Below are 7669 nucleotides of genomic sequence, written 5' to 3' on the forward strand. Positions count from 1 at the left end.
TGTTCAAGCTACCTCTGGTTTTTCCAGTCAGTATCGTTCGTTTCGTTATTGTTTTGTTGGACATAATATACAACACGAGTGAAGAACTGGCTATTAAGTTTAATTTATCTCACGCTATAAAAATCAATTATACCTGTGCTCTCTTGGAATTTTTTTATTGCAGAAGATGGGGTGAGACGGAAACAGAAAAATGTCCGGGGGACATTTTTCCCGTCGAACCGACCGACGAGGTGCTCCGCACCGAGGAGACCTTGAACCCTGGGTTCAAGGGACTCCTCGGTGTGAACACAAAAAAGCCAGCTCATATGAGCTGGTTTTCTTGTGTTCATGCAGAAGATGGGACTTTTTCCTACTATATATAAGTCAGTATTCATAGAGTGATGCAGAAGTATACGAACACTAGATGAATACTGACTTTTCTTTTCTATCACTTTGATTGTTACATATCTTCATGTTCTATAACGTTTTACCCATTTTTTAATATTAAATGGGGTAAGTGTGGGGTAAAAATTGGGTAAATAAACTCTTATATCTTGCCATTACCTATTTTCATTCCATTAGGAACATAGTCAAAATTCCCTTTATCATATTCTCGTTTAATATCTTGCATTTGTTCTAAGGTTATTCTACCCTCATGATATAAACCAAATAAAAAATTATATTCAAAGCTATGCTCATTTTGCTTAAATTCTTTTCTTATATCAGAAGCAATTTTAATAATTGTATCTTTTAATTCACTATTGATAATTGCTTTTCTATCAGGAAGTATCATTGTATTTCCAAAAGAAACCGCATTCATGTTCCCTTGTGCACTATTACCAATTAAAGACAATAAATACAAGAAATCGTCATTATCTATAAGAAGTGTCAGTATATCTGTAAATCCTGTAGCTTTATTTTCATTACTCATAACACGTAACTTATTTATACATGATTCACTCAATCCGACTTCATTTTGGATATCTGTATTCCGTCCTGTTTTGCAATCATATTCGCACAGTAAATACCCCATTTCACAATCAAATATCTTACATAAATGTGCTATCAAATCAAAGTCAAATCCTTTAGAATCACCATTCTCAATTTTAGAATATCTATTGCGCCCGATTGGATAATCACATTTTTCAGATAAATGCTCTATCAAACTGTCCTGACTTTTAAATCCATTCTTTTTCCGTTCGCTTTTAATTCGTTCACCTATTTTTTTAAAATTGTATTCCATATAAATACATTTCTCCTATTAAACCTTGCCAATTGGTTGATTTGTATTGCATACAAATACAGTCTACTACAGTATTATAAAACCAACAACAGATTTGTGCACAATCTGAGAGTATTACAGATTCAAACATAAAGGAGAAAACATACAGATGAAGAAATATGAAACTTACAAACAAGCGCAAGAGCGTACAGGATTTTGCAGAAGCACTCTTATGAAATTTGACCGTAAGGGAATAACTATTCATGTTGGACGCGCTGTTAGATTTGATGCAGAAGCATTAGACAAAGCTTTAGCTGATGAAGCAAGAAAGGGGGATAATGATGAATCTTGAAGAAATAATTTTATCGCTTATCCCCAAAGGGCATGAAAAAGCAATCAGCGGCACAAAATTAGATATTCTTGCTGATACTGAGGAACGCGACAGGAAAAGAACCATAGAACACCTACGTAAGCATGGATATCTTATATGTGCTAATAATAACGGCTATTTCATAGCTGAAACTATGGATGAACTAAAGGATTATGTCAGAACTGTTAAACGACGTATTAAGACAACAGGCGAAACAATCCGCAAAGCTAACAAGATAATCAAAAGGTATGATTCACAGATTAAAGGACAGCTAAGTTTAGATTGTTTGGGTGATGATTATGAGTTTTGAACGGTGGAATAAGTTGGTAGAAGAAACAAAGCGTCAACAGGCAGAAAAGAAAAAGACTAAGGAAGTACAGGCGAATGACAAAACGAAAAAAGAATGATTCAAAAATAAAATCATTCGAGGGAGTCGGCACAAAGTTTATAGGAATTCACGGCGCTCTTATGTCAGATACATTCGTTAGAATTTACGAGAGTATGCTACAATCTGATGCTTTCAAAAAACTTAAGCCACGGCACAAGGTTTTATATCTTTATTGTAAAGACCAATGGACAGGAAAACGTAAACCACGCCACGATTTCAAAGATGTTCCAGAGTTAGCTAGTGATGATTTGTTTTACTTTAACTTTGATTTAGCTGTTGAGTATGGACTTTATACCCCTAAATCTAGCCACTTATTCTATAACGACATGAAAGCGCTGATTGATGCAGGCTTCATTGATAAGGTAGTAAGCGGAAAAGCACATAAGAAGAAAAACATATACAGATATTCTGACCGTTGGCGCGGTAGTTAATTCTACGGTATGTCCTATAAAGCACATAAAAGGCTTATCAAGTGTTCTATAGGACAACAAACCAAACTCCATCAGAAATTATATATGTTCTATAGGACATACTTCTTTTCATAACGCTATGCATTTTCAAGTGTCCTATAAGACGCACATATATATATTTACCATCTACTACAGGATTTAAAACGGCTTTTATTATGGCTTATATATTGCGAGCGCTCCGAAAATAGGAGTTTTTACGTGAAAAAACTTTAGATTCAGCATGTATTTAGGGCAAAAAGGAAACAAGTGACAATGAGAAAATATCCAAAGCCTGTTAAAACACACGGCACAATTGAAGAATCAGTTTCTATAGACAGCTTTAGCCTTAAGAAAGGCGCTTTAAAATGCACAATCAGAAATGTTAGTGAGTATTTCCCCTTTACTGAAACAGGCGAACATATTATTTTCCATGACTCCATAAAGATTCAAACATCAACAATCAGCAATATTACAGGCGAGCAGACATTTTTTGTATGCCCTCGTTGCGGCAAAAAGTATAGATTCTTATATGCAAACTCGTACACTAAGGGCTTTAAATGCCGCAAGTGTGCGCGGCTCAATTATCGCTCCACACAAAAAGAACACGCAGATTGTATTGAATATTTTGATTGTGGCATGAAATTTGCCAAAGAAAAGCTTAATTGGACTTATGAAGATGCTATTCCGTGGGATTTTCCAAGCTATATACCAGACCGCCCAAAGTATATGCATAAATCCACGTATGAACGCTACATGAAAAAATTTAGATGGTATCAAGATCGCTATCACGATGAATTCATAGCAGAAGCTAAAAGAATTATCGAACAGGCTGACCACAAAGGACGCCGTTTATTAGACTATTGAAGAACAAAGGAGAATAAAAAACATGACAAAAAAAGAGCTATTCAAATTCACAAAGGAAACTTTTAAAAACGCTTTAACTGAAATGGGAGAAATCAACAAGAAGATGGACTCCAAGAAAAAAGACCTCAAGAATCCAGACTATTCAAGAAAGCGTACTGATGAGATTCACAAAGAAATAACAGACCTTAGATGGAATATACAGGACATTAAAAACCGCACATTAAAAGAAATATCTAAAGAAGCTGATAATGTCATGGAAGAACTAAGGAATAGTGATGCAGTCAGAGGTGAAAGTTTGACGGATGATGCAAAACTGTTTAATTGCGGCGTTGAGTTAAGCCCTAAAGATGTACAGGGAATATTAGACAGGAACAAAGGCAACTCAACTATGGAACAATTAACCTATAAATATGCTGAGGCTCATAATATCAGCTTAACCCCTACAGTATATATTCCACCTTACGAAACTGAAATTGAAGATGTTAAAAATCTTCGTGAATGTGCGCGTATATGCTTAGAGCAAAAAGAATATGGCGGCGTAGTTGATGCTTACGCAAGAATTTTCCCCCAAATATGGGAAAACGCTGAAATATAATATTTCATATAGTTTCTAATGGGATAATATTCGTGATTGTTGTTATGGCTCATAAGAGGGCATAAAAATACCATGATGTGGTATCAGATAATCTAATACTGCATCATGGTTTTTTACTACTAAATCGGTGATGGAAAATAATAAATAAACTAACAATCCTCATAAATACTGATGTTAGAAATGATTTACCCCATTCTTTACCCCACTCAGAAAAAAGTATACCAAAATATAAGTATAGACATACAGGGTTTATTTGGCGATATTTGCCCATTTTAGGCGCTATAATAAAATCTCTATAGAATAATCGTAAGCTATCATTTACGGCTATTATCGCGCTCCATAGTTTCATCAATGGCACGTTTAATAAAACCATTTACAGACTCGCCGCCATTCTGGGCATGTTCCTGTATTTCTATGAACTTTTCTTTTTTCACATCAAGAGGGATTCTTTTTAGAGTGTCCTTTTTATACTCATTCATCCACTTGTTTTTATCAAAAGCCATAATTCACCTCACTCCAATAACTATAGCAGACAGCGCACGGAATTGACACCGATATTTGTAAATGATATGGTATGTGTACACAGACACGCACAATACACCACAACACAAGACAACCAAATGAAAGGAGTCAAAAATGGGAAGAAATATGAACAAAATTATTGATGAAGTGGAACTTGATAATAGGTATTGTATGAATACCAAAGAGGCAGATTTGTTAGCTTCTGAAATAAAGTCTATGAGTGATATTTACGTCGCTATATTCAAAGCATTTAAATATGGCTACGCTTTAGGTATTAGAGCGGCAAAAGCCAATAAAAAGTAAAGGGGGATTATTCTATGGGTAAACTTAAAAAGCGCGCTGATGGACTTTATAAAAAATCTTTTATGTACGACGGAAAAAGATATTATGTCTACGGTCACAACAAAGCAGAACTTGAAGAAAAGGAGCGCGTAAAAAAGAATCAGTTGATTGATGGCAAGGAAAAACATGATACTCCGACACTTAATCAATACTATGAAAGTTGGATGGATTCAAGACAAGGGACAGTAAAAGAAGCTACTCTTAGATGTCAGTATTTTCAGTTTAAATCATGCGCTGATATCGTTATTGATTGCCTTAATAAGACACTTGGAGAGTTAAAGCTAAAAGATATTACTCCAGACGATTTAAGAGCGGTACAACGTGCGCTGATAGATGGCGGCAATTCAGAACAGACCGTTAATGATAAATTAGCTGTTTTAAACCATCTTTTTAGTGATGCATATAAAGAAAGACGTATTGATTATAACCCCTGTATAGCGGTTAAGAATCTTAAAAGGACTACTCCAGAAGCAAGAGATACTTTTCATAGAGCGCTAACCATAGAAGAAACCGAACGATTCTTTAAAATGGCTGAAAACTCAGCTTATTATGATATCTATAGATTCGCGATCAATACAGGAATGAGAGTTGGAGAAATCGGCGCTTTATTTGAATCAGATATTTATGATGGTGTTATTCATGTAAGACGCACACTAACAAAAGCTGAAACAGGCAATATGACGATAGGAGAAACCACAAAAACCATAAAAGGTTCACGTAATATTCCGCTTAATGATGCAATCAAAGAAATCTTAGAACATCAAAGGCACATAAACCGTTTGTTGCGTGGTGATAAAGTAATTTCAATACATCAGCCCATCTTTACCGCTCCAGAAGGCGGTTTAATAGTATCATCACCAACTAATAGAGAAATGCTTAGAATCTGCAAAAAGGCTGAAATTGAACCGTTTACAATGCACGCATTCCGAGCCACTTTCGCAACAAGATGTATAGAATCTGGGATCGCACCAAAAACTCTACAAGAGTTGTTAGGACATACATCTATAAAAATGAGTATGGATTTGTACGGTCATGTCATGGATAGCACAAAACAAGCTGCCATGAGTCACTTAAAGATAATTTAAGCCTCCATTTGCAATCGTAAAATTGCTTGATTTTTTCCAAAAACTTATTACAAAATTCATAGTTATTTTTTTTACAAATTATATTATACTTTCTATTGGTTTAGCATATTCTTTCTTCAAAGAATATGACTATTATTATTTCAAAGGAGACAAACCATTATGAAATGTCCAAAATGCGGCGCTGAAACAACAGAAAAATTTTGTCCATACTGTGGTTCAGATTTGCAACAGCCCCAACCCACAGTACAGCAACCAACATCACCTCAACAAAATTCTATTCCCAAAACAGGATATTCTTATGCTTCTGGTGCTAATAATGCTGCACCAACATACCATTCTAATTCAAACTCTGTTTCTGCAAAGAAAAAACATTCTATAATAGGAATAGCTGCTTTTATTCTTTCATTTCTAGGACCACTTGCTCTAATAGGAGTCATACTCGCGATCATTGACTTAATTAAAGATAAATCCAAATCTCATAAGCATGGATTGACAATTGCAGCACTTGTTATTGGTGGATGGATGTTGATATCCATTACCACTACAAAAATGCTTATGAAAAATTATGACGCACTTAACACAGCTTCTAATATAGCTGAATCTAATGAAGCAACTGATTCTTCCAAAGCAGTTGAGGAAGAACCAGAAACAACCGATATTACTTCAGAAAGCACAGAAAAAGAAGAACAAGTTACAGAACCTGCGGAAAACATTGAATCTACCGCGAACGAAGAACAAGTTGCGGAATCTGAAGAAAATACTGAATCTGTTGAAAATGAAAGCATAAGCGAAGAACCAACTATGACAAAAGATGAATTCATAGCGTCTTGTGCTGAATTGAACTATAAAGACATAGCTCGTGAGCCCGAAAAATATGTTGGACAGAATTTCTATTTCACTTGCTATGTAAATGATGTAAGAGAAGGTGGATTATTATCAGGTTATCAGAAATACTTTGTAACTTATGCATTTGATATGGACAAAGCCCAAAAAGCAGTAAATGATGGATGGGCAGATGACATACAAGAAGCAAAATACTATGGTTGGGATGCCGATATATGTGTTTGGATAATGGATAACAGAGATGAATCTGATCCCGATTATATCAAAGTATTGAACAATGATATTATTACTGTTTATGGCACTTTTACAGGCATGACAGAAACAAAGAATTCTCTCACTAATGAAAAGGGTGAACAAGTATCTCTTGATGTTAAATATGTAGATTTACTTGCACAGTAAATAAATTAAAGCAGGTTTCTCTCATAAGAGATTAACCTGCTTTTCTAATTATTGTAAAACGCCCTTTTCAATATGGGGTAATATATGGGGTAAAAAACCCACAACACTAGATGTTGTGGGTTCATGCAGAAGATGGGACTTGAACCCACACGCCTTGCGGCACAGGAACCTAAATCCTGCATGTCTGCCAATTCCATCACTTCTGCTAGCCTTAATAATATACCGCCTGTAGTGCATTTTAGTCAATGATTTCATAGTATATTTACCCTGAATTATTCATGACAACTTAAACCTCTGAAATCAGACTCATAATCCGATTTTTTGAAATGGATGCCTAGAATAAGCGGGAATCAGTCTTAAAAATGGGTAGACTGTCCCTATGAATCAGAAATACAGACTTTTAAGTTATCAAGGTACATCAATAGTTGCTATTCCAACTGTGGATTTAAGCTGCTTATATTTGTAAGTGTTTCATAGAACTCAGATATGTAAGGGCAGCTGCTACACAGCTTGAAATAAATATATCTACCTGATCTGACTACCTTAACGGCAATCTTGATCAGTTTCAAACGGATTGTATCTGCACACTGCTTCTTCATGGAAGCACACAG

12 protein-coding genes and 1 tRNA gene are annotated in these 7669 nt (G+C 35.2%); 9 read left to right on the plus strand and 4 right to left on the minus strand.

All coding sequences use genetic code 11. The features are described from left to right. Positions 1 to 362 (plus strand): hypothetical protein (locus tag G587_RS26035; RefSeq protein WP_035787053.1); only part of this gene is annotated, 362 nt, incomplete at its 5' end. 164 nt (positions 363 to 526) lie between these two features. On the opposite strand, the gene G587_RS0115985 is transcribed toward G587_RS26035, so the two are convergent. Beyond that, positions 527 to 1222: a helix-turn-helix domain-containing protein gene (locus G587_RS0115985; protein ID WP_026493074.1), complete on the minus strand. Its 696-nt coding sequence runs from the start codon at positions 1220 to 1222 to the stop codon at positions 527 to 529. Positions 1223 to 1370: 148 nt separating this feature from the next. On the opposite strand from G587_RS0115985, the gene G587_RS0115990 reads away from it, so the two are divergent. The 5 genes from G587_RS0115990 (at position 1371) to G587_RS0116015 (ending at position 3867) form a co-directional block, all read left to right on the plus strand. After that, entirely contained in the window at positions 1371 to 1553 is a 183-nt protein-coding gene (locus G587_RS0115990; RefSeq protein ID WP_026493075.1) for a hypothetical protein, read from the plus strand. Further along, entirely contained in the window at positions 1543 to 1881 is a 339-nt protein-coding gene (locus G587_RS0115995) for a hypothetical protein (protein ID WP_026493076.1), read from the plus strand. The genes G587_RS0115990 and G587_RS0115995 overlap by 11 nt, the downstream gene beginning before the upstream one ends. Before the next feature lie 74 nt (positions 1882 to 1955). Next, complete coding sequence (locus G587_RS0116005) at positions 1956 to 2390, plus strand: hypothetical protein (protein WP_026493077.1); 435 nt, start codon at positions 1956 to 1958, stop codon at positions 2388 to 2390. Positions 2391 to 2681: 291 nt separating this feature from the next. Further along, positions 2682 to 3272: a hypothetical protein gene (locus G587_RS0116010; RefSeq protein ID WP_026493078.1), complete on the plus strand. Its 591-nt coding sequence runs from the start codon at positions 2682 to 2684 to the stop codon at positions 3270 to 3272. 22 nt (positions 3273 to 3294) lie between these two features. Beyond that, the gene (locus tag G587_RS0116015; protein WP_026493079.1) at positions 3295 to 3867 is read left to right on the plus strand and encodes a hypothetical protein; all 573 of its coding nucleotides are present in this window, start codon (positions 3295 to 3297) and stop codon (positions 3865 to 3867) included. 314 nt (positions 3868 to 4181) lie between these two features. Here G587_RS0116015 and G587_RS0116020 read toward each other — a convergent pair whose 3' ends face one another. Next, positions 4182 to 4370: a hypothetical protein gene (locus tag G587_RS0116020; protein WP_026493080.1), complete on the minus strand. Its 189-nt coding sequence runs from the start codon at positions 4368 to 4370 to the stop codon at positions 4182 to 4184. 133 nt (positions 4371 to 4503) lie between these two features. On the opposite strand from G587_RS0116020, the gene G587_RS0116025 reads away from it, so the two are divergent. The 3 genes from G587_RS0116025 to G587_RS0116035 all read left to right on the plus strand — a co-directional run bounded on the left by G587_RS0116025 (position 4504) and on the right by G587_RS0116035 (position 7058). Then, positions 4504 to 4692, plus strand: coding sequence for a hypothetical protein (locus tag G587_RS0116025; RefSeq protein ID WP_026493081.1), 189 nt, complete (start codon positions 4504 to 4506; stop codon positions 4690 to 4692). A gap of 14 nt (positions 4693 to 4706) precedes the next feature. Continuing rightward, positions 4707 to 5816, plus strand: a complete 1110-nt coding sequence (locus G587_RS24680; protein WP_051201093.1) for a tyrosine-type recombinase/integrase — start codon at positions 4707 to 4709, stop codon at positions 5814 to 5816. Between the two features lie 159 nt (positions 5817 to 5975). Then, positions 5976 to 7058, plus strand: coding sequence for a zinc ribbon domain-containing protein (locus G587_RS0116035; protein WP_026493082.1), 1083 nt, complete (start codon positions 5976 to 5978; stop codon positions 7056 to 7058). A gap of 124 nt (positions 7059 to 7182) precedes the next feature. Here the strand turns inward: G587_RS0116035 and G587_RS0116040 are convergent. Beyond that, positions 7183 to 7264 (minus strand) — tRNA-Leu (locus G587_RS0116040). 222 nt (positions 7265 to 7486) lie between these two features. Beyond that, the coding region (locus tag G587_RS0116045) for a transposase (RefSeq protein ID WP_026493083.1) at positions 7487 to 7669 on the minus strand (183 nt) is incomplete at its 5' end.

The organism is Butyrivibrio sp. XPD2002 (assembly GCF_000423945.1).
In the GTDB taxonomy this organism is placed as follows: Bacteria; Bacillota; Clostridia; order Lachnospirales; family Lachnospiraceae; genus Butyrivibrio.

What these genes read in the sequence shown, in the direction of transcription:
- G587_RS24680 (WP_051201093.1), top strand. Translation starts at nt 4,707, where the DNA reads ATGGGTAAACTTAAAAAGCGCGCTGATGGACTTTATAAAAAATCTTTT.
- G587_RS0116025 (WP_026493081.1), top strand. Translation starts at nt 4,504, where the DNA reads ATGGGAAGAAATATGAACAAAATTATTGATGAAGTGGAACTTGATAAT.
- G587_RS0116015 (WP_026493079.1), top strand. Translation starts at nt 3,295, where the DNA reads ATGACAAAAAAAGAGCTATTCAAATTCACAAAGGAAACTTTTAAAAAC.
- G587_RS0115995 (WP_026493076.1), top strand. Translation starts at nt 1,543, where the DNA reads ATGAATCTTGAAGAAATAATTTTATCGCTTATCCCCAAAGGGCATGAA.
- G587_RS0115990 (WP_026493075.1), top strand. Translation starts at nt 1,371, where the DNA reads ATGAAGAAATATGAAACTTACAAACAAGCGCAAGAGCGTACAGGATTT.
- G587_RS0116005 (WP_026493077.1), top strand. Translation starts at nt 1,956, where the DNA reads ATGACAAAACGAAAAAAGAATGATTCAAAAATAAAATCATTCGAGGGA.
- G587_RS0116020 (WP_026493080.1), bottom strand. Translation starts at nt 4,370, where the DNA reads ATGGCTTTTGATAAAAACAAGTGGATGAATGAGTATAAAAAGGACACT.
- G587_RS0116010 (WP_026493078.1), top strand. Translation starts at nt 2,682, where the DNA reads ATGAGAAAATATCCAAAGCCTGTTAAAACACACGGCACAATTGAAGAA.
- G587_RS0116035 (WP_026493082.1), top strand. Translation starts at nt 5,976, where the DNA reads ATGAAATGTCCAAAATGCGGCGCTGAAACAACAGAAAAATTTTGTCCA.
- G587_RS0115985 (WP_026493074.1), bottom strand. Translation starts at nt 1,222, where the DNA reads ATGGAATACAATTTTAAAAAAATAGGTGAACGAATTAAAAGCGAACGG.